The organism is Aeromonas sp. (genome assembly GCF_051657805.1).
In the GTDB taxonomy this organism is placed as follows: Bacteria; Pseudomonadota; Gammaproteobacteria; order Enterobacterales; family Aeromonadaceae; genus Aeromonas.
Genome location: NZ_JBOFLJ010000010.1, coordinates 1 through 26,204 on the forward strand (window position 1 = coordinate 1; position 26,204 = coordinate 26,204).

At 61.7% G+C, this 26,204-nt stretch carries 23 protein-coding genes and 4 tRNA genes; 14 read left to right on the plus strand and 13 right to left on the minus strand.

What is annotated here, in order from left to right; genetic code table 11:
• Positions 1-61: 61 nt before the first annotated feature.
• The 3 genes from ACRCYW_RS02700 to ACRCYW_RS02710 all read right to left on the minus strand — a co-directional run bounded on the left by ACRCYW_RS02700 (position 62) and on the right by ACRCYW_RS02710 (position 336).
• A tRNA-Gln gene (locus ACRCYW_RS02700) sits at positions 62-136 on the minus strand.
• 40 nt (positions 137-176) lie between these two features.
• Positions 177-251: transfer RNA gene (locus ACRCYW_RS02705), tRNA-Gln, on the minus strand.
• Between the two features lie 8 nt (positions 252-259).
• Positions 260-336 (minus strand) — tRNA-Met (locus ACRCYW_RS02710).
• A 502-nt stretch (positions 337-838) separates the two neighbouring features.
• Between ACRCYW_RS02710 and ACRCYW_RS02715 the strand changes: the two genes are divergently transcribed.
• Entirely contained in the window at positions 839-2,089 is a 1,251-nt protein-coding gene (locus tag ACRCYW_RS02715) for a BamA/TamA family outer membrane protein (RefSeq protein ID WP_438548651.1), read from the plus strand.
• A gap of 228 nt (positions 2,090-2,317) precedes the next feature.
• On the opposite strand, the gene ychF is transcribed toward ACRCYW_RS02715, so the two are convergent.
• The 7 genes from ychF to lolB form a co-directional block, all read right to left on the minus strand.
• Entirely contained in the window at positions 2,318-3,409 is a 1,092-nt protein-coding gene (gene ychF / locus ACRCYW_RS02720) for a redox-regulated ATPase YchF (protein WP_438548652.1), read from the minus strand.
• Between the two features lie 79 nt (positions 3,410-3,488).
• Positions 3,489-4,085: an aminoacyl-tRNA hydrolase gene (gene pth, locus ACRCYW_RS02725; protein WP_438548653.1), complete on the minus strand. Its 597-nt coding sequence runs from the start codon at positions 4,083-4,085 to the stop codon at positions 3,489-3,491.
• 203 nt (positions 4,086-4,288) lie between these two features.
• On the minus strand, positions 4,289-6,274 hold the full coding sequence (locus ACRCYW_RS02730; RefSeq protein ID WP_438548654.1) for a bifunctional metallophosphatase/5'-nucleotidase: 1,986 nt from the start codon (positions 6,272-6,274) through the stop codon (positions 4,289-4,291).
• Between the two features lie 92 nt (positions 6,275-6,366).
• Complete coding sequence (locus ACRCYW_RS02735) at positions 6,367-7,314, minus strand: ribose-phosphate pyrophosphokinase (protein WP_349918973.1); 948 nt, start codon at positions 7,312-7,314, stop codon at positions 6,367-6,369.
• Between the two features lie 230 nt (positions 7,315-7,544).
• Positions 7,545-7,619, minus strand: a tRNA-Gln gene (locus ACRCYW_RS02740).
• Complete coding sequence (ispE, locus tag ACRCYW_RS02745; protein WP_438549017.1) at positions 7,599-8,468, minus strand: 4-(cytidine 5'-diphospho)-2-C-methyl-D-erythritol kinase; 870 nt, start codon at positions 8,466-8,468, stop codon at positions 7,599-7,601. The genes ACRCYW_RS02740 and ispE overlap by 21 nt, the downstream gene beginning before the upstream one ends.
• Before the next feature lie 23 nt (positions 8,469-8,491).
• Complete coding sequence (gene lolB / locus ACRCYW_RS02750) at positions 8,492-9,076, minus strand: lipoprotein insertase outer membrane protein LolB (protein ID WP_438549018.1); 585 nt, start codon at positions 9,074-9,076, stop codon at positions 8,492-8,494.
• A 119-nt stretch (positions 9,077-9,195) separates the two neighbouring features.
• On the opposite strand from lolB, the gene hemA reads away from it, so the two are divergent.
• The 7 genes from hemA (at position 9,196) to ACRCYW_RS02785 (ending at position 16,178) form a co-directional block, all read left to right on the plus strand.
• On the plus strand, positions 9,196-10,455 hold the full coding sequence (gene hemA / locus ACRCYW_RS02755) for a glutamyl-tRNA reductase (protein ID WP_438548655.1): 1,260 nt from the start codon (positions 9,196-9,198) through the stop codon (positions 10,453-10,455).
• Between the two features lie 67 nt (positions 10,456-10,522).
• Positions 10,523-11,611 carry a peptide chain release factor 1 gene (prfA, locus tag ACRCYW_RS02760; protein WP_438548656.1) on the plus strand — a complete coding sequence of 363 codons (1,089 nt, stop codon included), beginning with the start codon at positions 10,523-10,525 and terminating at the stop codon, positions 11,609-11,611.
• Positions 11,611-12,483 (plus strand): peptide chain release factor N(5)-glutamine methyltransferase, encoded by an 873-nt coding sequence (gene prmC, locus ACRCYW_RS02765; RefSeq protein WP_438548657.1) that lies wholly within the window; start codon positions 11,611-11,613, stop codon positions 12,481-12,483. The genes prfA and prmC overlap by 1 nt, the downstream gene beginning before the upstream one ends.
• A complete protein-coding gene (locus ACRCYW_RS02770) occupies positions 12,483-12,866 on the plus strand; it encodes a SirB2 family protein (protein ID WP_438548658.1) in 384 nt (127 codons plus the stop codon). Before prmC ends, ACRCYW_RS02770 begins: the two co-directional genes overlap by 1 nt.
• Before the next feature lie 11 nt (positions 12,867-12,877).
• A complete protein-coding gene (locus tag ACRCYW_RS02775) occupies positions 12,878-13,678 on the plus strand; it encodes a SirB1 family protein (protein WP_438548659.1) in 801 nt (266 codons plus the stop codon).
• A gap of 37 nt (positions 13,679-13,715) precedes the next feature.
• Complete coding sequence (kdsA, locus tag ACRCYW_RS02780; RefSeq protein WP_438548660.1) at positions 13,716-14,570, plus strand: 3-deoxy-8-phosphooctulonate synthase; 855 nt, start codon at positions 13,716-13,718, stop codon at positions 14,568-14,570.
• Between the two features lie 324 nt (positions 14,571-14,894).
• On the plus strand, positions 14,895-16,178 hold the full coding sequence (locus ACRCYW_RS02785) for a dicarboxylate/amino acid:cation symporter (RefSeq protein WP_438548661.1): 1,284 nt from the start codon (positions 14,895-14,897) through the stop codon (positions 16,176-16,178).
• A gap of 75 nt (positions 16,179-16,253) precedes the next feature.
• On the opposite strand, the gene grcA is transcribed toward ACRCYW_RS02785, so the two are convergent.
• The gene (grcA, locus tag ACRCYW_RS02790; RefSeq protein ID WP_438548662.1) at positions 16,254-16,634 is read right to left on the minus strand and encodes an autonomous glycyl radical cofactor GrcA; all 381 of its coding nucleotides are present in this window, start codon (positions 16,632-16,634) and stop codon (positions 16,254-16,256) included.
• Between the two features lie 646 nt (positions 16,635-17,280).
• Here grcA and ung point away from each other — a divergent pair.
• Both ung and ACRCYW_RS02800 read left to right on the plus strand, forming a co-directional pair.
• Entirely contained in the window at positions 17,281-17,964 is a 684-nt protein-coding gene (gene ung, locus ACRCYW_RS02795; RefSeq protein WP_438548663.1) for a uracil-DNA glycosylase, read from the plus strand.
• Positions 17,965-18,160: 196 nt separating this feature from the next.
• Positions 18,161-18,709, plus strand: a complete 549-nt coding sequence (locus ACRCYW_RS02800; RefSeq protein WP_438548664.1) for a hemerythrin domain-containing protein — start codon at positions 18,161-18,163, stop codon at positions 18,707-18,709.
• Between the two features lie 89 nt (positions 18,710-18,798).
• Here ACRCYW_RS02800 and ACRCYW_RS02805 read toward each other — a convergent pair whose 3' ends face one another.
• Positions 18,799-18,978 carry a DUF3545 family protein gene (locus ACRCYW_RS02805; RefSeq protein WP_438548665.1) on the minus strand — a complete coding sequence of 60 codons (180 nt, stop codon included), beginning with the start codon at positions 18,976-18,978 and terminating at the stop codon, positions 18,799-18,801.
• 236 nt (positions 18,979-19,214) lie between these two features.
• Positions 19,215-20,165 (minus strand): transaldolase, encoded by a 951-nt coding sequence (gene tal, locus ACRCYW_RS02810; protein ID WP_438548666.1) that lies wholly within the window; start codon positions 20,163-20,165, stop codon positions 19,215-19,217.
• 732 nt (positions 20,166-20,897) lie between these two features.
• Here tal and ACRCYW_RS02815 point away from each other — a divergent pair.
• From ACRCYW_RS02815 to yidZ, 4 genes are all read left to right on the plus strand, one after another.
• Positions 20,898-22,337: an alanine/glycine:cation symporter family protein gene (locus ACRCYW_RS02815; protein ID WP_438548667.1), complete on the plus strand. Its 1,440-nt coding sequence runs from the start codon at positions 20,898-20,900 to the stop codon at positions 22,335-22,337.
• Positions 22,338-22,523: 186 nt separating this feature from the next.
• Positions 22,524-23,705 (plus strand): class C beta-lactamase, encoded by a 1,182-nt coding sequence (gene ampC / locus ACRCYW_RS02820; protein ID WP_438548668.1) that lies wholly within the window; start codon positions 22,524-22,526, stop codon positions 23,703-23,705.
• 264 nt (positions 23,706-23,969) lie between these two features.
• Complete coding sequence (locus tag ACRCYW_RS02825) at positions 23,970-25,142, plus strand: MdtL family multidrug efflux MFS transporter (RefSeq protein WP_438548669.1); 1,173 nt, start codon at positions 23,970-23,972, stop codon at positions 25,140-25,142.
• Positions 25,143-25,154: 12 nt separating this feature from the next.
• Complete coding sequence (gene yidZ / locus ACRCYW_RS02830) at positions 25,155-26,162, plus strand: HTH-type transcriptional regulator YidZ (RefSeq protein WP_438548670.1); 1,008 nt, start codon at positions 25,155-25,157, stop codon at positions 26,160-26,162.
• Positions 26,163-26,204: the final 42 nt, after the last annotated feature.

Below are 26,204 nucleotides of genomic sequence, written 5' to 3' on the forward strand. Positions count from 1 at the left end.
CTAACCAACTGAGCTACATAGCCGTTGTTATCGACCACCTGAGTGGAAGAGAACAGAAAAATGGCTGGGGTACTAGGATTCGAACCTAGGGATGGCGAGATCAAAACCCGCTGCCTTACCGCTTGGCGATACCCCAACAGCGATGCCCGACAGAGACTGTCCAACATCTTTAAAAATGGCTGGGGTACTAGGATTCGAACCTAGGGATGGCGAGATCAAAACCCGCTGCCTTACCGCTTGGCGATACCCCAACTTGAGATGGTGGCTATGACGGGATTCGAACCTGTGACCCCCGCATTATGAGTGCGATGCTCTAACCAACTGAGCTACATAGCCAACCTTGCTTCCAGTGAGTCGTTGCCTCATCACTGTGCGGCCGGAATTATGCGTATCTGGCTCTGGGGCGTCAACCCTTTTTTCCCCTGAAAAGCGCAAAAGCAGTGTGTTTGGCGACTTCTTCGCCCGTATTGAACAAAACCCCAACAATTCGCGGATCTTGGCGACCGGCGAGGGCCGATCAAACGTAAAATCGGGGGGCACAGGTGCCCATTCAGAGAGGGCCTGGCGGGCGGCCAAAGGGTGAACATCGGTGCAATCCGGTCATTAAATATCATCTAAAATCAGCTTGTTGCTTTATTCGGCAGCGATTTTTTGAGCGATTGCTCTCCATATTCCTGCGCCGCCCGACGGTTTTCTGGGCATGCCCCGGCTGATGACGCCGAGGGGCCGGGCCCGACGGGGCCAAATCCCCATAAGAAGAGGTCTTCCGTTGCACAAAAACAGCTCTGGATTGAAAAAGCCCGGTGCTCTGTTGCCGGCGTCCGGCTATGAGTCTTGGTTGAAGGCGGGACTCTGCCTGCCTGTGTTGTTCATCCGCCTGTTGGCGATGATGCTGACGTCCGGACTGGCGCTGGCCGCCGCCAGCCCGCCAGCAACCCAGACCGCCAGTGTGGTGGGCAAGGAGCAGAAGAACGAGGCACGGGAGGAGGGGACAGAGACTGCCAGCGCCGCCAACGCCAGTACTCTCGGCGCGGGCCAGCCTGCTCCCTCCCTGATCCGCGGTGACGATGGCAGGCTGGATGTGAGCCGCTTCATCGACCAGGCCTATGGCTTCATGCCCGTGGTGATCCCCATCACCGAGCCGGCCCTGGGGCTGGGGGCGGTCGGTGCCCTGGCCTTTATCGACAGGCCGGATCCCGGCAGCGGCTTCAACCGCCCCAACATCACCCTTGTCGGCGGGCTGGGGACGGAAAACGGGACGCGCGGTTACTTTGGCGGCGATCTGCGCTACTGGCTCGACAACAGGTTGAATACCCATCTGGGGGCCATCAAGACCAGCCTGAACCTCGACTATTACGGGCGCGGGCTGGGTGGCGGGGAGCCGCGTGCTTACTCCTATACCCTGGATCTCACCGGCGGCCTGGTGCGGGGGCGCTACCGGCTGGGGGAGAGCGACAGCTGGCTGGGGCTGAGTTACCTGCTCGCCGATACCAAGGCCACCTTCGACTCGCCCATGGTGTTGCCCCAGAGCGATCGGGAGCGGCGCATCAGCGGCCTCGGCGCCAGTTTCACCCACGACAGCCGCGACAACATCTTCACCCCGAGGGCGGGCAGTTATCTGGAGGCCAGCGCCACCCTCTTCGCGCCGGGTCTTGGCAGCGATCTCGATTTCACCCGCTATGCCTTGACCGGCATCCAGTACGTGCCCCTGCCGCGCCGGGCCAGCCTCGGGATCAACGGCTCCCTGAGCGGCAACGCCGGCGATACCCCCTTCTATATGTCTCCCTATGTCTCCCTGCGCGGGGTACCCGCCATGCGTTATCAGGGGCAGAGGGTGGCGCAACTGGAAGCCGAGCTTCTGTGGCCCGTTTGGGATCGCTACAGCCTGGTGGGCTTTGGCGGGGTGGGCAAGGGGTTTGGCGACTCGGGCAGCGCCCTGTTCGACGAGCGCAGCGTGGTGGCGGGGGGAGTCGGCGTGCGTTACGAGATAGCGCGCAAGTACGGCCTGCACATGGGGCTGGATCTGGCCTGGAGCCGGGAGGGATCCGCCGTCTATGTGCAGTTTGGCAGCGCCTGGATGCGCCCCTGATTGCGGGCGAGGGCGTTTCCTATAAATGGCTCGGCGTTTTGAACCGAAATGGCGCGTCTTTGGTTGGCGTTTATATTGCCAATGTGGAATTTGCGTTATGTATGACTTTTCAGGCAGCCATCTCGCCGCGTTTTTGATTGCAATAAAAAGCCCGTCCAGGATTGGACGGGCTTTTTGCATCGCTGAGGGGCATGCCGGCTGGCGATACCCCTCTAGATGGCGGCGTCGTTAGACGTTGAACAGGAAGTTCATGATATCGCCATCCTTGACGATGTAGTCCTTCCCTTCGGCGCGCATCTTGCCCGCTTCCTTGGCGCCCTGCTCACCCTTGTAGGTGATGAAGTCGTCGAAGGCGATGGTCTGGGCACGGATGAAGCCCTTCTCGAAGTCGGTGTGGATCTTGCCGGCGGCCTGCGGCGCGGTGGCACCGACCGGAATGGTCCAGGCGCGCACTTCCTTCACCCCGGCGGTGAAGTAGGTCTGCAGGTTCAGCAGCTCGTAACCGGAGCGGATCACCCGGTTCAGACCCGGCTCTTCGATGCCCAGATCTGCCATAAACTCGGCGCGATCTTCGTCGTCCAGCTCGGCGATGTCCGCCTCGATGGCGCAGCAGACCACGACCACGACGGCGTTCTCGGCGGCGGCGATCTCACGCACCTTGTCCAGGAAGGGGTTGTTCTCGAAACCGTCTTCCGCCACGTTGGCGATGTACATGGTGGGCTTCAAGGTCAGGAAGTTGAGGTGGGCAACGGCGGCCAGCTCGTCCTTGTCCAGCTTCATGCCACGGATCATCTGGCCGTTTTCCAGGGCCACCTTGATCTTCTCCAGCACTTCCACTTCCAGCTTGGCGTCCTTGTCACCGCCCTTGGCGCGCTTGGACTGACGGTTGATGGCGCGCTCGCAGGCGTCCAGATCCGACAGGGCCAGCTCGGTATTGATCACCTCGATGTCGTCGGCCGGGGAGACCTTGCCCGCGACGTGGACGATGTTCTCGTCTTCGAAGCAGCGCACCACGTGGCCGATGGCCTCGGTCTCGCGGATATTGGCCAGGAACTGGTTGCCCAGACCCTCACCCTTGGAGGCGCCCGCCACCAGGCCGGCGATGTCCACGAATTCCATGGTGGTCGGCACCACGCGCTGGGGGTTGATGATGGCCGCCAGGGCGTCGAGACGGGGATCCGGCATGGGGACCACACCCGTGTTCGGTTCAATGGTGCAGAACGGGAAGTTGGCGGCTTCGATGCCGGCCTTGGTCAGCGCATTGAACAGGGTGGATTTGCCTACATTGGGCAGGCCCACGATACCGCATTTAAAACCCATGGATTGTTACCTTGTTGTGGGGGCCGCGGGGGCGACCCTGTCATATTGTGTGATCCTGACACTTGCCAGGTATCCGTATTCAGACTTTCTCGGCCTTGAAGCTGTGCAGCCGGTTCATGGCCTTGGTCATGTCCTGCTTGAACAACACGTCGGTGGCGCGCAGGGACTCGTCCAGTGCGGCCTCGATCAGGCTCTGTTCACTGCTGGGGGCCTTGGTCAGCACGAAGCCGGCCACCAGATCCTTGGCGCCGGGGTGACCTATCCCCAGACGCAGGCGGAAGAAGTTATTGTTGTTGCCCATCCTGGCGATGATGTCTTTCAGGCCGTTGTGACCGCCGTGACCGCCCCCTTGCTTGAACTTGGCGATGCCGGGAGGCAGGTCCAGTTCATCGTGGGCCACCAGGATCTCTTCCGGGGCTATCTGGTAGAAGCGCGCCAGCGCCGCCACGGCCTTGCCGGAGAGATTCATATAGGTATTCGGGATGAGCAGGCGCACATCCTGCCCCTCCACCAGGATGCGGGCGGTGTGGCCGAAGAACTTGGGCTCTTCGCGCAGGCTGACGTTGTGCCAGCGGGCCAGCTGCTCCACATACCAGGCCCCCGCGTTGTGGCGGGTCTTGGCGTATTCGGGGCCGGGATTACCCAGCCCGACAATCAGTTTGATTTGATTCGTCACGCTTGATGTCTTCACTCGCTAGTTGCACTGCTGGGCGCCATCAACCGATGGCCCAGGGCAATGGGACGCAATATTCTAGCCGCCGAGTGGCGATCACTCAACCAAAGTGCAGGCCAGGTGGGGAATTAGGGCTGACAGGGCGGCAAACAGGAGAAAAAACGGGCCCTGTCAGAGCCCGTGTCTGTAATCCTCCCGGGCGCCCGTCACTGGGCTCGCAGCAGGGTGACCGTCTCCTCGCCGAGGGCCGTCAGGGTCGGGCGCTGTTCCTTCACGTACTGCACGAAGGAGGCCGCGTCCGTGCCGCAATCCACGCCCTTGGCCTTGCAATCCAATGCCTGGCCTTCCGCGTAGCGGGCGTTCAGCTGGGCGCCGTTCTGCTCCACCTTTAGCACAGGGAAGGCGGTGAGCTTGCCATCGACCCAGGCGAGGTCCACCCGCTCGGCGTGCTGCGCCTGGGCGCGGGCCAGCGCCTGCCAGCCGTCGTTGCCGTTGGCGCTGTAGGCGTTCGTCACCACCTTGTAGCGCTGGCTATCCACGACATCCTGCCACTGCCCATCGACCCCCTGCCATTGCAACTGGTTCAGGGTGCCGCGCTTGCCCGCCACCGTCTCGGTGAAGCGGTAGCGCAGGTGCCCGCCATAGGGGAACTTGCCGGCGTGGGCGCTGGCGGGCAGGGTGGCGGTGATGGTCTCGGTTAGTAGGCTCCGCACGTCGGCACCGGAGAGGGTCAGCACGCTGAGGGGATTCTTGAACGGCAGCAGGGTGAGGGCGGGATCCCCCTCCCGCAGCTCACCGGCGGGCAGGTCGGCGCGCACGCCCCCCACCGCCAGCAGGGCGAAGTCCACCGGGCCATCGGTCAGGGCCTGCACCGCCGGGGTGTTGGCCCAATAATATTGTCCCTCGGCCACCAGGGGAGCGACGTCCGAGCCGTGGCTGTCGCTGCCGTTGTCCCCCGGGCGGCGGGCGTTTTGCAGCGCCGCCGGCAGGGTGGCGATGACGGGGCCGAACGCCTTGTCCAGGGCCGGCTTGAAGTGGCTGTCGATGAGGCCGCGCAGACGCGGATCCTCATCCACCGCCACCAGATTCGGCTGGGCATCGACAAACTTGCTCGCCTGTCGGCTGCGGGCCTTGTCCAGCGGCTGGGTACGGGCGGGGTCGGCGAAGAAGTCGCGGCTCGCCAGCAGCTGGTTCTTGCCCTTGCAGCCGATGACCCGGCCATGGCCGTCGAAGCTGACGCGGGCGCGGCCGATGGCCTGGGCGTAGGAGCCCGCCTGCACCACACAGGTGAGGCCGACCCCGTCCGGGTTGGTGATAAGGGCCGCGTATTCCCCCGTGTTGCCCCAGCCGACGTTGGTGAAGTCGCCGAGCAGGCTGTGGGAGTGGCCGCCGACGATGGCGTCCAACCCGTTCACCTCGGCGGCGAGGGCCAGATCCCGGGCGTTGCCGATGTGGGTCAGGGCGACGATCTGGTTGATCCCCTTGGCCTGCAACAGATCCACCGTGGCCTGGGCCGCTTCGACCTCCTTGCGAAAATGGAGCTCACCCACGTTGGGGGAGATGTTGGCCATGTCCTCCAGCACTAGCCCCATGACGGCGACCAGCTGCTTGCCCTTGGGCAGCTGGTTGAGATCCGGGACCGGGCTCTTCTGGTTGCCCTCGAAGGCGTAGACCACGAAGGGCTTGAGGTTGTCGGCCCGGGCGAGATCCTCGTCGTTGCTGGCATCCAGGTTGGCGGCGAGCACAGGGAAGTTCACCCCCTGGATGAAGCGGGCCAGCTTCTGGTTGTCGAGATCGAACTCGTGGTTGCCAAGGGCCATGGCGTCGAGGCCGAACTGGCTCAGCAGCTCGGCGTTGGCCATCCCCTCGTTGAGCTTGAAGTAGCCGCTGCCCTGCCAGGCGTCGCCACCGTGCAGCAGCAGCAGGGGTTCATTCTTGGCCAGCGCCTCGGCCTGGTAGGCCTTGGCCATGGTGAGCAGGCGAGGGTAGCCGCCGATGCGGGTGTAGAGAGTGTCGCTCTCCGACTTGTCGAAGATGGTGCCCTTGAACTCGGCGTTGGCCGGATCGAACTGGGAGTGGGTGTCGTTCATGTGCGCTAGGGTCAGGGTGAAGGGAGAGCTCTCCTTGCCGGGCAGGCAGGCAGAGAGCAGGGCACAGAGCGGGAAAACAAGCAGAAGACGGGGGCACTTCATGGACAATCCTTAACCTGCCGGGGCAGGGCAATACCGGGGGAGCTAAAAAGACAAAAACCGCCAGTTGGCGGTTTTTGTCACAACGGGGTCTATCAATGCTCAAACATGGCAGAGATGGACTCTTCGTTGCTGATACGGCGAATGGCTTCGGCCAGCACGGTGGACAGGGTCAGTTGCTTGACCTTGCCGACGGCTTTCATCTCGGCGGTGAGCGGGATGGAGTCGGTGATGATCAGCTCATCGATGACCGAATTCTTGATGTTTTCCACGGCGGAGCCGGAGAAGACGGGGTGAGTCGCATAGGCGAACACACGCTTGGCGCCACGCTCTTTCAGGGCTTCGGCCGCCTTGCACAGGGTGCCGCCGGTATCAATCATGTCATCGACGATGATGCAGTCGCGGCCGGCCACGTCACCGATCAGGTGCATGACCTGGGAGACGTTCGGGCGGGGACGACGCTTGTCGATGATGGCGATGTCGGTGTCATCCAGCAGCTTGGCGATGGCACGGGCACGGACCACGCCGCCGATGTCCGGCGATACAACCACGGGGGATTCGAGATTTTTGGACATCATGTCTTCCAGCAGCACTGGGCTGCCGAACACGTTGTCCACCGGGACGTCGAAGAAGCCCTGGATCTGCTCGGCATGCAGGTCAACGGTCAGCACACGGTCCACACCCACGCTGGAGAGGAAGTCGGCGACGACCTTGGCGGTGATGGGCACACGGGCGGAGCGGACGCGGCGGTCCTGACGGGCATAACCAAAGTAGGGGATTACGGCAGTAATACGGCCAGCTGAAGCACGACGCAGTGCATCCACCATGACGATCAATTCCATCAGATTGTCATTGGTCGGGGCACAGGTGGATTGAATGATGAAGATATCGCCACCACGTACATTCTCGTTGATCTGTACGCTGATCTCGCCGTCGCTAAAGCGACCTACGGCAGCATTGCCGAGTTTGATAAACAGGCGATCTGCGATCTTCTGGGCTAGTTCCGGCGTTGCGTTACCAGCAAACAGCTTCATGTCAGGCACGGTTTGAAACCTCGGGGTTGCATCCAGTTTGTGGAGGGTCTTTTGGACCCATATCGTTCTTTGGCAAACGATTCATAGCGTTGACGGGCGAGGTCGCCACAGGCTGTCACCGGCCTGGGGTGCAGTCAGCCATTGGTGATGGGGCAGGGGCAAAAGCGGGCGGTTTGGGGAGAATGTCTGTTCACACTGTCCGGACCGTCATCGATTGCCTGTCTCATTCACCAAGAGAATGGCTGGGGTACTAGGATTCGAACCTAGGGATGGCGAGATCAAAACCCGCTGCCTTACCGCTTGGCGATACCCCAATCACTGACTTGTTGCAAAGTGACGAAGAGTGGTGATATGTTCTCGCCCTTGGCGATAAACCCATCCCAGCCTTCCGGCACCTTTGCCAACACCTTCCGAGCAGCCACTTCGTCTTTAAATTGAGCAAAGACGCAGGCTCCAGTGCCCGTCATTCTTGACGGCGCGTATTCTAGCAACCAGCCGAGCGCATTGGCAACCTCGGGGTGGCGCTTTTTCACCAGCGACTCGCAATCGTTTTTCCACTCCCCGTCCAGCAGGTTGTGCAATGCCATCTTGGGGGTATTTCTCGGCAGATCCGGATCCTGGAACACGGCGGCCGTCGCCACATGGCAATCGGGCTTGAGTACCAGATACCAGGCCGATGGCACCTCGACCGGCTGCAGCCGCTCACCCACCCCCTCCGCGAAGGCGGCCCGTCCGCGCACGAACACGGGCACGTCGGCGCCGAGTTGTACCCCGAGCTCTGCCAGCTCATCTTCGCTCAAACCCGCCTGCCAGAGATGATTCAGGGCCACCAGGGTGGTGGCCGCATCCGAGGAGCCGCCACCGATGCCGCCCCCCATGGGCAGCACCTTCTCCAGCCGGATATGAGCACCTTGCGGGCTCGGCAGCCAGGCCTGCAGCAGGCGGGCGGCGCGGATGATGAGGTTCTGCTCGTCGGGCACCCCCGGGATGGCGGGGCTCAGGGTGAGCAAATCCGTGCCTTCGAGCGGCTCGAACTCCAGCCAGTCGCCGTGGTCGAGGAAGATGAACAGAGTCTGCAGCTCGTGATAACCGTCCGGGCGGCGGCCATTGACGTGCAGGAAGAGGTTCAGCTTGGCCGGGGCGGGCCAGCGGAGGGTCGGCAGCTGCGCCTGCGCTGAGCCGGCCATCATGGCATCAGGTTCCACTGGTTGATCTGCAGCTTGAGGCGGCTACCCTGGCCGGTCATGGTCAGCAGGTGGGGCAGGCGATAGCCGGCCTGATCCCGGTAGTCGCCGTAGACGATCTGCCACTGGCCGTCTCGCACGCTGGCCAGGCTGGCGTCGGGGTTGAGCTCGAACTTGGCCTGGCCGGGCAGGCCCTTGATCCATTCGGGCAGCCCCTGCACCGGGATGTTCCAGCCGGTGAGCTGGTAGATGAGTGCCTCGGCGTCTTGGCTCTGGTGGGTCTTGCCCTCATTGTCTATGAGCGTGACCTCGCCCCTGGTGCGGGAGAGCTCCAGGATATGGGTGCCGATGAGGCTGGTGAGGTTGAGGCGATAGTCGTCACCGTCCTGCTGCCAGTTGAGGCGGGCGCTGCCCTTCTGCTGGGCGGTGATGATGGCCATCTTGCCCGATAGCTGCCAGTGATCGAGGCGCTCGAGGCGGGCTCGCTCCTGTTGCCAGTTGACCTGATCCCGCTGGGGGGAGGTGGTGGTACAGCCGGCCAGCACCAGCAGGCAGGCGAGAGAGAAGATGCGCAAGAACAAGGTCAGGCTCCGGAGAAGGAATTTGCCACAGTATAAGGGGCGGCCGTATCGCTTTTAAAGACTTACCCTTTCTCGTACAATTGACGGCCTCTACACCCTGTGCACGAAATGATCGCCACCCACTCATGAGTCTGCTTGCCCTCGGAATCAACCACAACACCGCCAGTGTCGCCTTGCGGGAACGGGTCGCCTTTGGCCCGGACTGCATCGATCGCGCCCTGCGTGAGCTGGTGGAGCAGCCCGGCGTCAGCGAGGCGGTGATCGTCTCCACCTGCAACCGAACCGAGCTGTACTGCAGCCTGGAGCAGGGGGAGGGGGAGCAGGTGCTGCATTGGCTGCAGCGCTTCCACAAGCTGGATGCGACCGAGGTGGTCTCCGCCATCTACCGGCACCAGGACGAGGAGGCAGTACGTCACCTGATGCGGGTCGCCTGCGGCCTGGACTCCCTGGTGTTGGGGGAGCCCCAGATCCTGGGGCAGATCAAGCAGTCCTACGCCCATGCCCAGCAGGCCGAGGCGGTCAAAGGTTCGCTGGAGCGACTGTTCCAGAAATCCTTCTCCGTGGCCAAGCGGGTGCGTACCGACACCGAGATCGGCGCCAGCGCCGTGTCGGTGGCCTTCGCCGCCGTGAGCCTGGGGCGGCGCATCTTCTCCGATCTCTCCCAGACCAAGGTGCTGCTGGTGGGTGCCGGTGAGACCATCGAACTCGTGGCCCGTCATCTGCGGGAGCAGAACGTCACCCAGATGATGGTGGCAAACCGTACCCTGCAGCGGGCCCAGCTGCTGGCCGAGGAGTTCGGTGCCCAGGTGATGACTCTGGAGGAGATCCCGGACTACCTGCACGAGGCGGACATCGTCATCAGCTCCACCGCGAGCCCATTGCCCATCATCGGCAAGGGCATGGTGGAGCGGGCCCTCAAGGCGCGCCGCTTCAAGCCCATGTTCCTGGTGGACATCGCCGTGCCGCGGGACATCGAGGCCGAAGTGGACGAGCTGCCGGACGCCTACCTCTACACGGTGGACGATCTGCAGGGGATCATCGAGCAGAACCTCGAGACCCGTAAACGGGCCGCCGCCGAGGCCGAGCTCATCGTGCAGGAAGAGCGCGACGACTTCATGGGCTGGTATCGCAGCCTGCACTCGGTGGACCTCATCCGCGATTATCGCCACCAGTCCCAACAGGTGGCCGACGAGGAGCTGCAACGGGCCTTGCTGGCCCTGCAGCAGGGCGAGAGCGCCGAGCAGGCGCTCAAGGCCATGGCGCACCGCCTCACCAACAAGTTGATCCACGCACCGACCCAGGCCCTGCGTCAGGCCGCTTCTCAGGGGGATGCCCACAAGCTGTCCCAGTTGCGCCAGGTACTGGGATTGTCACAAGAGTCATAGCTCAGGGGCTGGCCCGTCTGCCGTCCCTTCCCCCATCCAGAACCCGAATTATCGAGAAACAAGAGTCATGAACCCGTCATTGATCAGAAAGCTGGAAGGCCTCATCGAGCGCCACGAAGAAGTACAGGCCCTGCTCGGCGAACCCGGCGTGGCCTCGGATCAGGACAGATACCGTGCCCTGACCCGGGAATATGCCCAGCTCGAAGACATAGTCCAGGCCTTCCAGCGCTTCCGCCAGGCCGAAGGGGACCTGGAGACCACTCGGCTGATGCTGGAGGAGGATGACGCCGATCTGCGGGAGATGGCCCAGGAGGAGCTGCCGCTCGCCAAGGCCGCCTTCGAGGAGCAGGAGCAGGCACTGCAGGTGATGCTGCTGCCCAAGGATCCCAAGGATGACAACAACTGCTATCTGGAGATCCGCGCCGGCGCCGGTGGCGACGAGGCGGCCATCTTCGCGGGGGACCTGTTCCGCATGTATTCCCGCTACGCCGAGCGCCAGGGCTGGCGCGTCTCCATCGTCAGCTGCAACGATGGCGAGCACGGTGGCTACAAGGAGGTGATCGCCAAGGTGGACGGCGAGCGCGTCTACGGCCGCCTCAAGTTCGAGTCCGGCGGCCACCGGGTGCAGCGGGTACCGGAGACCGAATCCCAGGGCCGGGTGCACACCTCAGCCTGTACCGTGGCCGTGCTGCCGGAAGTGCCGGAGGCCGAGCAGATCGAGATCAACCCGTCCGAGCTGAAGATAGACACCTTCCGCGCCTCCGGGGCCGGTGGTCAGCACGTCAACAAGACGGACTCCGCCATCCGCATCACCCACCTGCCCACCGGTCTGGTGGTGGAGTGTCAGGACGAGCGCTCCCAGCACAAGAACCGCGCCAAGGCGATGTCCGTGCTCTCCGCCCGCCTGCAGGCGGCCGAGGATGAGCGCCACCGCGCCGCCGAGCAGAGCACCCGCCGCAACCTGGTGGGCTCCGGCGACCGCTCCGAGCGCATCCGCACCTACAACTATCCCCAGGGACGCCTCTCCGAGCACCGCATCAACCTCACCCTCTATCGCCTCGGCGAGATCCTGGAGGGGGATCTGGACTGCGTGATCACGCCGCTGGTGCAGGAATACCAGGCGGATCAGCTCGCCTCCCTGGCAGACAACGGCTGATGCAGATTCAGCAGGCTCGAACCCATATCATGACGGTCTTGGCCGGGGGGGAGTCCCCCCGCGCCGATGCCGACGCCCTGCTCTGCCACCTGCTGGACTGCCGACGCAGCTACCTGATGACCTGGCCGGAGCGCGAGCTCGATGCGGGCCAGCAAGCCACCCTGCAAGGCTGGCTCGAACGCCGCCTCGCGGGGGAGCCCATCGCCCACCTCGTCGGTGAGCGGGAGTTCTGGTCCCTGCCCCTCAAGGTGAGCCCGGCGACCCTGATCCCGCGCCCGGACACAGAAGTGCTGGTGGAGCAGGCGCTGGCACGCCTGCCAGTCGGCCCTTGCGCCCTGCTGGATCTCGGTACGGGTACCGGGGCCATCGCCCTGGCGCTCAAGTCGGAGCGGCCCGATACCGATGTCTGGGCGGTGGACAGGATGCCGGCGGCGGCCGCCCTGGCGCGCCACAACAGCGCAGCCCTGGGGTTGCCCATCGAGGTGCGGGACGGCAGCTGGTTCGAGCCCCTGCGAGAGGGGGCGCCGCGCTTTGCGATGATCGTCTCCAATCCCCCCTATATCGACGGGGCGGATCCCCATCTTGATGAGGGGGACGTGCGCTTCGAACCCCGCTCCGCCCTGGTGGCGGACGAGCAGGGGCTGGCGGACATCCGGCTTATCGTAGGGCAGGCGCCGGCCCATCTGCTGCCCGGTGGCTGGCTCCTGCTGGAGCACGGTTGGGAGCAGGGGGACGCGGTGCGTCAACTCCTGCTGCAACAGGGCTACCTTCAGGTAGCCACGGTACGGGATTACGGGGATAACGACAGGGTGAGCCTGGGGCAATGGCCCGGGGAGCCGGCGCCCGATTCACACATTGGTAAGGACAAGTGATGTATTTTGCTCTCAAACACCTGCACCTGGTGCTGATCGCGGCGGCGGTGCTGATGTTTATGCTGCGGTTTTACTGGGTGCAGACCGGTTCCGGCCGTGCCTACAGCGGCCAGATCATGAAGCTGACGGGCTGGTTGAACGGCCTGGTCATACTCTCTGGCGTGCTGCTGTGCATGGTGCTGGATCTCAATCCCCTCAACAATGGTACCCCCTGGCTCAGCGAGAAGCTGACCGCCATCCTAGTGGTGGCGTTTCTGGCCATGATGGCGCTGCGTCTGGCGCGCAGCAATGCCATCCGCTGGTTTGCCTTCCTGGGGGCCCTGGGGTGGATCTTCTTTATCGCCAAGCTCGCTGTCCTGAAACAGGCCAGCCTGTTCGGCTAGGAATGACGAAGATGATGCGTGTGGATGAATGGACCGACTTCGAGGCTCATGATCTGGCCGAGCTGGCGCTGTGCGTCAGCGACGAGATCCAGGGGGGCAGCCGGGGCGGTGAGGCACAGCTGGCCTGGCTCGATGGCTGGCTGGACGAGGCGATTGTCGAAGGCAACTGCGACGAGGTGCGCCGCCAGTTGCTTGCCGGTTTCTACCAGACCCTGGGGTTCAAGGGGGACTGGCAGGATTACTTCTCGAGCGCGAACTGCGATCTCGCCCAGGTGCTGACGCGCCGCAAGGGCATCCCGGTGAGCCTGGGCATCCTCATCATCCAGCTGGGCCGCAAGATTGGCCTGGACGTGGAGGGGATATGCTTCCCTGGCCACTTCCTGGTGAGCTTCGCCGGCAGCGAGGGAGAGGTCTATGTGGACCCCTTCAACGGCGACGAGCTGAGCCTGCACCGCATCGAGCTGCTGCTGCGCGGTGCCCTCGGCAACCTCGCGACCCTGAGCGACGATCTGCTGCAGCCTTCCGGCCAGTGGGAGATCATCGAGCGACTGCTCAACGTCAGCAAGGGCGCCTTGCTGCGGGAGGAGCGGATGACGGAGGCGCTGCGCTGCAGCGAGCTGTTGCTGCGCATGAAGCCCGGGGATCCCCTGGAGACACGGGATCGGGGCTTCATCTACGAGCAGCTGGACTGCCCCCGCTTCGCGGCCGACGATTTCGAATACTTTATTGAACAATGCCCGGACGATCCTGTGGCGGACGTGTTGAAGACACAGCTGGCCGCCCTGGATCTGAGCCCCAAGCCCCTCCATTGAGGGACCCGGGGAAGCCCCTTCACTTAAGGATGCTGAGATGGAACAGAAAAATATCAAGATCAACGACATCAATGTGGCCAACGACAAGCCCTTCGTGCTGTTTGGCGGCATGAATGTGCTGGAGTCTCGCGACATGGCGATGGCCGTGTGCGAGAAGTATGTCGAGGTGACCACCAAGCTTGGCATTCCCTTCGTGTTCAAGGCGAGCTGGGACAAGGCGAACCGCTCCTCCATCCACTCCTACCGTGGGCCGGGTCTGGAAGAGGGGATGAAGATCTTCCAGGAGCTGAAGGCGACCTTCGGCATGCCGGTCATCTCGGATCTGCACGAGGTACACCAGGCCAAGCCGGTGGCCGAGGTGGTCGACGTCATCCAGCTGCCCGCCTTCCTGGCGCGCCAGACCGATCTGGTGGAGGCCATGGCCCGCACCGGCAACGTCATCAACATCAAGAAGCCCCAGTTCCTGAGCCCGAGCCAGATGAAGAACATCACCGACAAGTTCGAGGAGTGCGGCAACGATCGCCTGATCCTGTGCGAGCGCGGTGCCAACTTCGGTTACGACAACCTGGTGGTGGACATGCTGGGTCTGGGGGTGATGAAGAAGACCACGGGTGGCTATCCCGTCATCTTCGATGTGACCCACTCCCTGCAGTGCCGGGATCCCCTGGGGGCCGCCTCCGGTGGTCGCCGTGATCAGGTGACCGAGCTGGCCCGTGCCGGCATGGCGGTGGGCCTGGCGGGCCTGTTTATCGAATCCCACCCGGATCCGAAAGTGGCCCGCTGCGACGGTCCGAGCGCCCTGCCCCTGGACAAGCTGGAAGGCTTCCTCAAGCAGATGAAGGCCATCGACGATCTCATCAAGGGGTTCGAGCCGCTGGATACCTCGGCCTGATCCCAAGGGGTCCCTTGCTTAACAATGCCCCGCCATGCGGGGCATTTTTATATCCGCCTTTATATTTGTCTTTATATCTAATAGGTCCTCAATAAAGCCCCAAATAAATCATTGACCAACTATACCGAGGTTGTCGTGGTGTTAATGATGTTAAATATGTTGTGTGATTGATGTCGCTAAATTGATTCTTATAACGTGTGAAAGTGCCGCCGTTGGAATGGCGAAATGGCATGAACCGGGTGAGATGAGTTAACTATCTCGCCGCGGATTCCTGCACGCGTTTTTTGCCATCGCCCGTGTCAATTAATTAACAGGACGTTGAGCATGCACAAGAAAATATTAAGCAGCCTCTACTTTCAGGTGATATTGGCCATCACCATAGGGGTATTGTTGGGACACTTCTATCCGAGCCTGGGTGCCGATATGAAACCCCTTGGCGATGGCTTCGTGAAATTAATCAAGATGATCATCGCCCCCGTTATTTTCTGCACCGTGGTGACCGGTATCGCCGGCATGGAGAGCATGAAGGCGGTGGGCAAGACGGGGGCCATCGCCCTGGTCTACTTCGAGGTGGTGAGCACCCTGGCGCTGGTCATCGGCCTGTGCGTGGTGAACCTGCTGCAACCCGGGGCCGGCATGAATGTGGATCCCGCCTCCCTGGATGCCAGCGCCATCTCGGCCTATGCGGAACAGGCGAAGTCACAGGGCATCATCCCCTTCCTGCTGGACGTGATCCCGGCCAGCGTGATCGGCGCCTTCGCCAGCGGCAATATTCTGCAGGTGCTGTTATTTGCGGTGCTGTTTGGCTTCTCTTTGCACCATATCGGCGAGAAGGGAAAACTGATCTTCAATATGGTGGACAGCTTCTCCCAGGTTATTTTCGGGATCATCAACATGATCATGAAATTGGCGCCTGTGGGTGCATTCGGTGCCATGGCCTTCACCATAGGGAAATATGGAATCGGCTCCCTGGTCCAGCTCGGACAACTTATTGCCAGCTTCTATCTGACCTGCTTGCTGTTTATATTCCTGGTGCTCGGTAGCATCGCCAAGGCCAATGGTTTCAGTATCTTGCGCTTTATTGCCTATATCCGGGAGGAGCTCTTGATTGTGCTCGGAACCTCCTCGTCAGAGTCCGTCCTGCCGCGCATGCTGGTGAAGATGGAGGCGCTCGGCTGCAAGAAGTCGGTGGTGGGCCTGGTGATCCCGACCGGTTACTCCTTCAACCTGGACGGTACCTCCATCTACCTGACCATGGCCGCCGTCTTCATCGCCCAGGCCACCAATACCCCGTTGGATCTGTTCCACCAGATCACCCTGCTGGTGGTGCTGCTCATCTCCTCCAAGGGGGCGGCCGGGGTCACCGGCAGCGGCTTCATCGTGCTGGCGGCCACCATCTCGGCGGTGGGGCACCTGCCGCTGGCCGGGCTGGCGCTGATCCTGGGGATCGATCGCTTCATGTCGGAGGCACGGGCCCTGACCAACCTCATCGGCAACGGGGTGGCGACCCTGGTGGTGGCCCGCTACTGCGATCAGCTGGACGAGGGGCAGATGCAGGCGGCGCTGGCCAAGCCTACCGCCGTGCAGAGCGTCGAGCAGCACGGCTAGGGAGATGGCGCGCTGGTCATCACCCATAAAAAAACGGCCCTCGTGGGCCGTTTTTTGTTGTCACTGCAGAGGCGATTACAGGCTCTGGGTGAAGGTGCGGGTGACCACGTCACGCTGCTGTTCCGGGGTCAGGGCGTTGAAGCGCACTGCGTAACCGGAGACGCGGATGGTCAGCTGCGGGTATTTTTCCGGATTGGCGATGGCGTCTTCCAGGGTCTCGCGGCGCAGCACGTTGACGTTCAGGTGCTGACCACCTTCCACCACGGGTTCTTGCTGAACCGGCAGCTCACGGTATTCGAACTGACCCAGATCAGACAGGGCTACTTCCTGGTCGGCGGCGAAGCTGTCGCCCTTGGCGCAGATGCAGCGAGCCTGTTGTTTCTCTTCGTCCAGCAGCCAGAAAGAGTTCAGCAGAGCGGCGTTGGCGGACTGGGTGATTTGGATGCCCTTGATCATGGTATGACTCCTCATAGGAAGGGATTTCATTGGTAAGGAGATACCCCTGATGTTTTTAAACCACCTCGTTGAATGGATGATTTAAAGGGGCCTTGCCTTACACCTTTGCTTCGTTGGGGTCATATATATCACGAGTGTAATAATACGAAAATTGATCTAAATCAAAAAATAGTCGGATAGATGAGTCTTGAGAGGATTAAATTATTGAGGTTAATCAAAAATCTCTCATTTTCATGATTTCGTAAGATATATAAATTATGCATTTTATAATCGGTAAATCTAGTGATTTAACTACATCTTTCAGCTTTGCCGCTGCCGGGATGAGGCCTGCGATGGCTAGAATGGCCGGCGAGGCGGCCGAAACCTGGGTGAGAGGACGTATCGGGGCCAGGATGCATCGATAAAAAGGATAAGTTCATGGTTAATGCATCGTTTAATCAGGTGGATTCGGGCAGATGGATTCCGGTGTAGAGGGGGCTGTCCCGCCTGATCGGGGTCTCTACGGCTCGGGCACGGTTGCGTCCGCCTGCCTTGGCCCCTATTCTGGGCCCCTCGTTGCCTCTGGGGCGAACCCTGCGCCCGTGCGTTGTGGAATTCGACCCCGAGGGCGGGGATCTGGTATTGGGGTATTCAAGAGGAGAGTGGTGTGCTGACCTGGACAGATGTGATTGGATCCGAGAAGGAGCAGGACTATTTCAAGGCCACCCTGGCGACCGTCAGGAGTGAGCGGGAGGCGGGCAAGGTGATCTATCCCCCCGCCACCGAGGTGTTCAACGCCTTCAAGCTGACCGAGCTGGATAGGGTCAAGGTGGTGATCCTGGGCCAGGATCCCTATCACGGCCCGAACCAGGCCCACGGTCTCTGTTTCTCCGTGCTGCCCGGGGTGCGCACGCCCCCCTCTCTGGTCAACATCTACAAGGAGATGCAGCGGGACTTGCCAGGATTTGTCACGCCAAACCACGGCTTCCTGGAGTCCTGGGCCACACAGGGGGTGCTCCTGCTCAATACGGTGCTGACGGTGCAGGCGGGCATGGCCCACTCCCATGCGCATCTCGGTTGGGAGACCTTCACCGACAGGGTCATCGAGCAGGTCAACGCCAGCTGCGAGGGGGTGGTCTTCCTGTTGTGGGGGGCCCATGCCCAGAAGAAGGGGCGCTTCATCGACCGCCAGCGTCACCACGTGCTGAGCGCGCCGCACCCGAGCCCGCTTTCCGCCCACCGCGGCTTCATCGGCTGCGGCCACTTCTCCGAGACCAACCGGCTGCTGGCGGGTCAGGGCAAGGAACCCATCGACTGGCTCTCGGTCTGCGATGCGTCCACCGCGGGCTGATGGCGCTCGCCGGATGATTGCATCCGCGGGCCCGTGGCGGCCCATTTCTGGCGGGTTGGGTGCCGGGATCCGGGCTTGGTGTTGAGGTAAAGGAGGGAAAACTGTCTGCGCCAGATTTGATTGAGTGCAAAGTTGGCGCAATAAATGACCGTATACTCGAGACAGAACCTTTATCTACCGAGCGCAAGGAGTGCCCATGTTATCCAGTTTGCACAAGGATCACCTCAACATCGCCAAGCTGCTGCAGCTGTTGAAGTACAAGCTGGTCGCCATTCGCGGCGAACAGCCCATCAGTTACTTCCTGATCCGGGACGTGGTGGATTATCTGCGGGAGGTGTCCGACAAGTATCACCATCCCAAGGAAGACATGATCTACGACTACTACCTGAAATACCGGGTGGTGGAGGGGGAGGTGGCGAACCGCCTGCATGAGGAGCACGCCAAACTGCTGGAAGCGGGCACCGAGCTCAAGGAGATGGTGGAGATGATCCTGATGGATGCGGTCATCCCGCTGGATCAGTTCACCGCGCGGCTGGAGCAGTTCATCGAGCAGCAGGAGGCTCACATGAACTATGAGGAGGGGGTGATCTTCCCCCATCTGAGGGACTCCCTGACCGAGGATGACTGGCGCCACTTGGAGCAGCTCTGGCACAACAGGGCGGAAAACGATCCCCTGTTCGGGGCCGAGGTGAGCCAGCACTTCCAGGCCCTGGCCAGGCAGCTCTCACTGCCCCTCTCCTCCTGATCCCCGCCAGAAACGACAACGCCCCGACAGGTTCGGGGCGTTTTGTTATGGGGTTTTAGGGCCCAGTCTGGTGGCTCGTGGCTCGTGGCTCAGAGCTCCAGCTCGTCCGAGCCTTCGTAGGCGATATCGATGGATTGCAGCTCCTTCTGCAGGCGGTGCTTGTCTTTGAGCGCCTCGATCTCGCGCCATTTACGCTTCTTTCCCGATGTCCCGCGGCTACGTGAACCCAGCTCAACGACCTCGTCAAAATCGAAGTTGAACATGTCCATGGCTCCCTCCTTGGTTTTATGGTTGTCACCATCCGTATAACACGGTGGCTTTGAAAATAAAACGTTTTTGTGACGAGCTCGTGACAACCGGAAAGGGCCCATAAAAAAACCGGGCCCCCTCGCGGGAGCCCGGTTCTTATCGGGGATGCTCGGCCCCTGGTCTCGAGGCGCCGGTCTCTGTTTTCGGTGTGAAAACAGCGGTCTGGCGGCGAGTGCTGGGCCGGATGCCGCCCTGGTTACAGACGACCGGCCAGCATGGTTTCCAGCTTGCCCTGATCGACGGCAAACATGCGGATGCCTTCGCCCAGCTTCTCGACGGCCATGGCGTCCTGGTTCAGCTCCCAGCGGAACTCGGCTTCGGTCATGGGGGTCGGTTTGGCCTTGCGCTCGCCGGTGTAGTTCAGCTTGCGCACTACGGTGCCTTCGGCCTTGCTCAGCTCTTCCAGCAGGGCAGGGCCAATGGTCAGGCGATCGCAGCCGGCCAGTTCCAGGATCTCGCCGGTGTTGCGGAAGCTCGCACCCATCACCACGGTCGGGTAGTCGTGCTGCTTGTAGTAGTCGTAGATGGCGGTGACGGAGACCACGCCCGGATCTTCGCTCGCGGTGTAGTCACGGTTGTGCTTGGCCTTGTACCAGTCGAGGATGCGACCGACGAAGGGGGAGATCAGGAAAGCGCCGGCTTCGGCACAGGCGCGGGCCTGGGCGAAGGAGAACAGCAGGGTCAGGTTGCATTGGATGCCTTCCTTCTCCAGCACCTCGGCGGCGCGGATCCCTTCCCAGGTGGAGGCCAGCTTGATCAGGATACGATCGTTGGTGATGCCGGCTTCGTTGTAGAGACGGATCAGCTTGCGGGCCTTGGCGATGCTGGCGGCGGTGTCGAAGGAGAGACGGGCGTCCACCTCGGTGGAGATGCGACCCGGAACTATCTTCAGCACTTCCAGACCGATGTTGACCGCCAGCTTGTCGCCCGCGTCGATGATTTGCTGTGCCTTGTCCTGGCTCTGGGATTTGGCCCAGCTGATGGCGTCGTCGATCAGTGCCGCATACTCGGGGATCTCGGATGCCTTCAACACCAGGGAGGGGTTGGTGGTGGCATCGATGGGCTGGTAGCGCTTGATGGCTTCGATGTCGCCGGTGTCGGCAACTACCGTGGTCAGGGCTTTCAGCTGGGTCAATTTATCGGCCATAGCAAATATCATCTCTTTATGCGGGAGCAATCCCAGGGGTTGCGGGCGTGAGACGGGCGTTCTGAAATAAAATTACAGGAACTCGGCGGCTCAGGCTCAGAAAAGCATGACGGGCGGGGCCCATCGCCATTGCCTGCCTAATTAATACGGATGTGGCGCATCCTGCAATAGGGGGGGGTGTATGCTTCTCATCCAGTTGCGAAAAGGGGAGGGGGTAACAGGTGGTAACTAGTTGATTAGTAGTGATTTTAATGGGGACTATCCCGGCTGGCTCCGGCCCAGATAAATACAAATTTTTTAGTTGATTATCAAATCTGTGCAGCCCGTCACATAAATACTTTCATCAGCCACTTGAAATTTAATTACGTGTAAAACGTTTTGCGTTACAGCTTGCGCCGACCACAGTCCAACAGGTAAACGCTTGCCTCCCTCGCTCCAGACCTCATTTCCATTTGTCTCTCCCGAAGGGGGAATTGCGACCAGCCAGTATTCCTTTGGCGCTAATTTGTCGGCCGATGGATTGCACACCAAAATTTGTTGAAAGTTTGCGTGCTAAATGAAGCTTTATTGGGTCAAATCGTTCGTTTTTTGTCTTTGTAGTGAACTGAATCACTATTCCCGGCGGCCTCCCTATGCTAGATTCCGCCCCTTTAGCGAAAAGCTAAACCCAAAATCGACAGAGAGCGGTCAGCGCAGACTGGCCATGGATGTGATAACAACAACGAGAGAATTATGGACACCTTGATCGCAATGATTAACGACCTGATGTGGGGAGCCGTGCTCATCTACCTGCTCATCGGGGTCGGGATCTTCTTCACGTTCCGCCTGGGGTTTATCCAGCTTCGCCACTTCGGCCACATGTTCTCGGTACTGCGCAACAGCCGTAAATCCGACCAGGCCGGCATCTCCTCCTTCCAGGCACTGTGCACCAGTCTGGCGGCCCGTGTGGGCACCGGCAACCTGGCGGGCGTCGCCGTTGCCATCTATCTCGGTGGCCCTGGCGCCATCTTCTGGATGTGGCTGATCGCCTTTATCGGCATGGCCACCGCCTTCGTGGAGAGCACCCTGGCCCAGCTCTACAAGGTGAAGGACGAGGACGGCAACTACCGCGGCGGCCCGGCCTACTACATGGAGCGCGGCCTCGGCATGCGCTGGATGGGGGTGGTCTTCTCCCTCTGCCTGCTGCTGGCGTTCGGTCTGGTGTTCAACGCGGTGCAGGCGAACTCCATCAGCCTGGCCATGAACGTGGCCTTCGGCATCCCCGACTGGGTGAGCGGCCTGGCCCTGGTGGTGCTCTCCGGTCTCATCATCTTCGGCGGCATTCGCGGCATCGCCCGCTTCGCCGAGCTGGTGGTGCCCTTCATGGCGATGGCCTATATCCTGATGGCGCTGTTCGTGGTGATCATGAACATCGGCGAGCTGCCCCATGTGTTCTCCCTCATCATCAAGTCGGCGTTTGGCATCGAGCAGGCGGGTTCCGGCGCCATGGGCTATGCCATCTCCCAGGCGATGATCAACGGCATCAAGCGTGGCCTCTTCTCCAACGAGGCGGGCATGGGCTCGGCCCCGAACGCCGCCGCCACCGCCACGCCTTATCCGCCGCACCCGGCCTCCCAGGGTTATGTGCAGATGCTGGGGGTCTTCCTCGACACCATAGTCATCTGTACCTGTACCGCGGCCATTATCCTGATGTCCGGCCAGTTCGAACCGGGTTCAGGGGTGACCGGCGTGGAGCTGACCCAACGTGCGCTCTCCTCCCAGATCGGGGGCGGTGGCAACATCTTCATCGCCGCGGCCATCTTCTTCTTCGCCTTTACCTCCATCGTCGCGAACTACTCCTACGCTGAGACCAACCTGGTGTTCCTCGAGCACAACCACAAGGGCGGCCTGATGCTGTTCCGCATGTTCGTGCTGGGCATGGTGATGTTCGGCTCCGTGGGCGAGCTGCCGACCGTGTGGGCGCTGGCGGACGTCTCCATGGGGATGATGGCCATCGTCAACCTGGTGGCCATACTGCTGCTCTCCGGGGTCGCCATCAAGCTGGCCAAGGATTACAACGATCAGCTCAAGCTGGGCCGGGTGCCCACCTTCGATGCCAACAAGTATCCCGAGCTGCGCAGCCAGCTGGAAGAGGGGATCTGGGACAATCCGCCGAAGAACAAGCAGGCCTGAGTGCGGCTGGGTTCGGTGTGAATGAAAGAGGGGAGCGTTTGCTCCCCTCTTCTTTTGGCGGATGGCTGGCGGCGGTTTCTAATCGCCTTTCATCCGGACTTCACATTGAGCACACTCAGCCGGTTTAGGATGGCGCCCTGCCTGCCGCCGAGGCGGCAATCCAAACCGATAGATGAGGAGAAGATCATGGAACAACGACAGGGGATGAACTGGCTGGCCCTGACCACGTTGCTGTGGGCCGGTCTGGCCCAGGCCGGCACCGAGCCGGAGGCGCTCAAGGCCTCGGTGGATGCGGCCATAGAGCCCGTGCTCGCGCAGTACCGGATCCCGGGGATGGCGGTGGCCCTGCTCAAGGATGGCAAGGCCCATCTCTTCCACTACGGCCTCGCCAACAAGGAGGCGGGCGTCCGGGTCGATGAGCAGACCCTGTTCGAGATAGGCTCGGTCAGCAAGACGCTCACCGCGACGCTTGGGGCCTATGGGGTCGCCGGCGGCCATTTTCGCCTGGATGACAGGGTGAGCACGCTGGATCCCGCCCTCAAGGGCAGTGCGTTTGATCGGGTGACCATGGGGCAGCTCGCGACCTACAGCGCCGGCGGCCTGCCCCTGCAGTTCCCGGATGAGGTGGATACCGCCGACAAGATGCAGGCCTACTACCGGCAGTGGTCGCCCGCCTATGCGGCCGGCACCCATCGCCAGTATTCGAACCCCAGCATAGGGCTGTTCGGCCATCTGGCGGCCCGCAGTCAGGGTCGCTCCTTCGAGCAGCTGATGGAGCAGACCCTGCTGCCCCAGCTCGGCCTGGCGCACACCTATATCAGCGTGCCCGAGGCGGCCATGGCGCACTATGCCTTTGGCTATGACAAGAGCGACAAGGCCATCCGGGTCAATCCGGGCATGCTGGCCGCCGAGGCCTATGGCATCAAGACCTCGGCGCGGGATCTGCTCAGGTTCGTCGAGGCGAATATGGCCGAGGCAAACAGGAGCGGGGCGAGCAAGGGCAAGCAGCCGAACGAGCGGCTGCAGGCTGCCATCTCCCTGACGCACACCGGCCTCTATTCGGTGGGAGCCATGACCCAGGGGCTGGGGTGGGAGATGTATGACTACCCGCTCAGCCTCGAGACCCTGCAGGCCGGCAACAGCACCGACATGGTGTTAAAGCCCCATCCGGTGACCCCTGTGCCCAAGCCCGCCCCGGCCAAGGCCAGCACCCTGTTCAACAAGACGGGTTCCACCAATGGCTTTGGCGCCTACGCGGCCTTTGTGCCCGCCAAGGGGATAGGCATCGTCATGCTGGCCAATCGCAACTATCCCAACGAGGTGCGCATCAAAACGGCTTACACCATCCTGAGTCAGCTGACCGACTAAGGAGGAGGTTGTTGTTTTGATGAAGTCAGGTACGCCGGGTCACTGGCGTGCCTGTCGATGACCCCGCCCTCTGCACCCTCACCCAGCACGCAAACATTGCCAGACAGGCGCAACATTTCCAAATAGGAATCTACCGATCGCCATCTCTTCACTAGGTGCGAGCGGCTCTCACCCCTATAGTCCTCCCCATCCTCACCTGGTCTCGCCTCCTTGCGTCGTCGATAAGTCGTCTTCGCCGGTGGGGCCCTCTTCAATGGAGCATTCATGGGTATCTTCCTGCTGTGCAGTTTCCTGATGATCATCCTCTATCCGGTCGGGATCGACCTCTATCTGGTGGCGGTGCCCCGGATAGCCGATGCCCTGCAGGCGAGCGAGGCGCAGATCCATACCGCCTTTTCCATCTATCTGTTCGGCATGGCGGCCACCGTGCTGCTGGGAGGCATGATTGCGGATCGTTACGGCCGGCGCCGGGTGGTGCTGGGGGGCGCCCTCATCTTTGTCATCGCCTCGCTGGTGGCGGCCAATGCGGCCAGCATCGACGGCTTCTATCTGGGGCGTTTCTGGCAGGGAGTCGGGGCCGGCGCGCTCTACGCCATGACCTTTACCGTGCTGCGGGATGTGCTGAGCCAGGAGCGGCTGGCGACGGCGCTCTCCATGATCAACGGGGTGATCTGCGTCATCCCTGTGCTGGCGCCGGTGCTCGGCTACCTCATCCTCGCCCGCTTCGAGTGGCGCGGCATCTTCGTGGCGATGGCGCTGGTGGCCGCCTGCAGCGGCCTGGTCAACCTGCTGCTGCTCAAGGAGACCCGCCCGGCCCGCCAACCGGGGAATGGTGGGGCTGTGCCATTTGCCCTGCTGCGCTCCCCGCACTTCATGTTGTTCTCCTTGCTGACCAGTGCTGGCGTGACCGCCATCCTGGTCTATGTCAGTGTCTCGCCGCTGATCCTGATGAAGGAATTCGGCTTCACCGCGGAGCAGTACTCCATCGTGATGATGGTGATGGCCGGGGTGAGCATGTCCACCTCCTTCCTGACACCGCTGCTGTTGCGCCGGCTCGGCAAGCACGGGGTGTTGGCGCTCTCCCACCTTGCCTATCTGTTGGCGATGGTTTTGCTGCTCGGTTGCTGGCAGCTGGGGGGCGATATCCGGTTGCTGCTGCCTGGGTTTGCGATGGTCTGCGTCGGTTTCTCCTGCGGTTTCGGAGTGGCGGTGGGGGAGGCGCTGGATGGTTGCCAGCACCATGTGGCGTTCGCCAGCTCGGTGCTCTGTATCATGCAGATCAGCCTCTCCGGTCTCTATATCTGGTTGACGGGACATCTGGGATTGACCCCGTCCGAGATGCTGCTCGGCTCCCTGTTGCTGGCCCTGTTCAGTTACCTGGCCGTCAGGGTGCTGTTACCATGGCTTGCGGTGCGCGAAGCGCGGTTGCGGGGATAAGTGAGAGGAAACATGCGTAACCTGGGTGAACTGGATTTGAACCTGCTGGTGGTTTTCAAGCACCTGATGCAGGAGCGCAGCGTGGCGGGGGCGGCGAAGAAGCTCTGCGTCACCCCCTCGGCGGTGAGCAAGTCGCTCGGCAAGTTGAGGGACTGGTTTGAGGATCCCTTGTTCGTGCGGGTGCGGCAGGGGCTACAGCCGACCAACCTCTCCCTGACGCTGGAGGAGGAACTCAGAGCCTGGTTCCAGCTCACCGACAGCATCACCTCCCGGAGCAGCGAGGCGATCCCCGAAGGGGCCCGCTTCAGTCTGGCGATGGAGTCCCCCTTTGGCATCAGTTTCCTGAGCGAACTGCCCATGACCATCTATGAGAAATACCCCAATTCGGTGGTCAGGATGCTGGGGTGGGATCACCACTCCCTCAACGACATCGTCAACGGGGATGCAGATCTCGGCTTCTGTGCCCGGGAGACCCATGGTCGCTCCCAGGCCAGGGTCAACCGGCTGCCCTACTACATCGATCACGAGGTGCTGTTCAGAGACAGACCCGTGGTGTTCCTGCGCAAGGACCACCCGTTGCTCGAGCAGAAGTGGTCGCTGGAGCATTTTCTCGCCTGCCCTCAGATCAGCGTGGTGTGGGAGGCCAGCGACAGCTGGGCCCTCGATGATCTGCTGGAGGACCAGGGGCTGCATCGTCAGGTCCCCATCATGGTCGCGAGCTTCGAGCAGGCACTGCATATCGCCTCCCAGTCGAGCCACGAGCTGATCGCGGTGGCGCCTTCCTATTGCGCGGGTTATGCCGCCAGACAGCACGCCAATCTGATCGCCATGCCGCTGCCTCTGACCGAGGCACTCTACGTGCAGTTGGAGATCTCTTTCATCCTGTTGTGGCACAAGCGCCATAACCAGGATGCCAAGGTGATGTGGCTGCGCAACGAGATAAGGCGGCTCTATGGCCTTGCATCGGAGAGGGGAGGCGCCCGCTTTCCATGGGGTGGTGTGGCGGTTGATGAGGGCTGAGCGGTGAAACATCCCTAGCCGCAAGGGCCAGGAAATGGCTGG

What these genes read in the sequence shown, in the direction of transcription:
- prfA (WP_438548656.1), top strand. Translation starts at nt 10,523, where the DNA reads ATGAACCCGTCATTGATCAGAAAGCTGGAAGGCCTCATCGAGCGCCAC.
- ACRCYW_RS02730 (WP_438548654.1), bottom strand. Translation starts at nt 6,274, where the DNA reads ATGAAGTGCCCCCGTCTTCTGCTTGTTTTCCCGCTCTGTGCCCTGCTC.
- ACRCYW_RS02775 (WP_438548659.1), top strand. Translation starts at nt 12,878, where the DNA reads ATGATGCGTGTGGATGAATGGACCGACTTCGAGGCTCATGATCTGGCC.
- ACRCYW_RS02815 (WP_438548667.1), top strand. Translation starts at nt 20,898, where the DNA reads ATGGACACCTTGATCGCAATGATTAACGACCTGATGTGGGGAGCCGTG.
- grcA (WP_438548662.1), bottom strand. Translation starts at nt 16,634, where the DNA reads ATGATCAAGGGCATCCAAATCACCCAGTCCGCCAACGCCGCTCTGCTG.
- tal (WP_438548666.1), bottom strand. Translation starts at nt 20,165, where the DNA reads ATGGCCGATAAATTGACCCAGCTGAAAGCCCTGACCACGGTAGTTGCC.
- ACRCYW_RS02770 (WP_438548658.1), top strand. Translation starts at nt 12,483, where the DNA reads ATGTATTTTGCTCTCAAACACCTGCACCTGGTGCTGATCGCGGCGGCG.
- ampC (WP_438548668.1), top strand. Translation starts at nt 22,524, where the DNA reads ATGGAACAACGACAGGGGATGAACTGGCTGGCCCTGACCACGTTGCTG.
- kdsA (WP_438548660.1), top strand. Translation starts at nt 13,716, where the DNA reads ATGGAACAGAAAAATATCAAGATCAACGACATCAATGTGGCCAACGAC.
- ychF (WP_438548652.1), bottom strand. Translation starts at nt 3,409, where the DNA reads ATGGGTTTTAAATGCGGTATCGTGGGCCTGCCCAATGTAGGCAAATCC.
- yidZ (WP_438548670.1), top strand. Translation starts at nt 25,155, where the DNA reads ATGCGTAACCTGGGTGAACTGGATTTGAACCTGCTGGTGGTTTTCAAG.
- prmC (WP_438548657.1), top strand. Translation starts at nt 11,611, where the DNA reads ATGCAGATTCAGCAGGCTCGAACCCATATCATGACGGTCTTGGCCGGG.
- ACRCYW_RS02805 (WP_438548665.1), bottom strand. Translation starts at nt 18,978, where the DNA reads ATGGACATGTTCAACTTCGATTTTGACGAGGTCGTTGAGCTGGGTTCA.
- ACRCYW_RS02825 (WP_438548669.1), top strand. Translation starts at nt 23,970, where the DNA reads ATGGGTATCTTCCTGCTGTGCAGTTTCCTGATGATCATCCTCTATCCG.
- ACRCYW_RS02800 (WP_438548664.1), top strand. Translation starts at nt 18,161, where the DNA reads ATGTTATCCAGTTTGCACAAGGATCACCTCAACATCGCCAAGCTGCTG.
- ACRCYW_RS02785 (WP_438548661.1), top strand. Translation starts at nt 14,895, where the DNA reads ATGCACAAGAAAATATTAAGCAGCCTCTACTTTCAGGTGATATTGGCC.
- hemA (WP_438548655.1), top strand. Translation starts at nt 9,196, where the DNA reads ATGAGTCTGCTTGCCCTCGGAATCAACCACAACACCGCCAGTGTCGCC.